This is a genomic window from Bradyrhizobium sp. 87 (genome assembly GCF_023073015.1).
Classification (GTDB): Bacteria; Pseudomonadota; Alphaproteobacteria; order Rhizobiales; family Xanthobacteraceae; genus Bradyrhizobium; species Bradyrhizobium canariense_D.
The window spans coordinates 1-550 of record NZ_JADPIQ010000031.1; the positions used below are offsets into that span (position 1 = coordinate 1).

Below are 550 nucleotides of genomic sequence, written 5' to 3' on the forward strand. Positions count from 1 at the left end.
CCGTGGTCGGAGGACGCTTCTGATGACGCGGGCAAAAAAGGTAATGGAAGCGACGACCGATCCGCTAGATGCCATGCTGGCGCGATTGCAGCTCTCCGGCATCCGCGATCAGCTTGATAGTTTGCTCGACGAGGCGGCGCGCGCGAACCTGTCGGCGCGTGAGACCCTGATCTTGCTGTGCGAGCGCGAGATCGCACGCAAGGACCATCGCCGCATCGAGATGGCGCTGAAGCTCGCACACTTCCCGGCCGTGAAGGAGCTTGCTGGCTTCGACTTCGAGGCGCAGCCCTCAATTGATCCAAAGCAGATCCGCGATCTTGCCGCGTCACGTTGGATCGCCAACGGCGAGAATGTGCTGCTGCTCGGGCCGCCCGGTGTCGGCAAGACGCACTTGTCGATCGCGCTGGGGCGAGAGGCGATCCTGGCCGGGTACACGGTGCAGTTCACCACAGCGACGACGCTGGTCGCAGGTCTTGCCAAGGCCCACGGCGAGCGACGCCTGGACGAGAAACTGCTCGCGCTGTCGAAGCCAAAGCTGCTCATCGTCGAC

General features: G+C 63.6%; 1 protein-coding gene. It reads left to right on the plus strand.

Annotation, left to right across the window (positions count from 1 at the left end; genetic code table 11):
* Nucleotides 1-22 precede the first annotated feature (22 nt).
* On the plus strand, nt 23-550 hold a 528-nt coding region (locus IVB50_RS08535), incomplete at its 3' end, for an ATP-binding protein (RefSeq protein WP_275991528.1).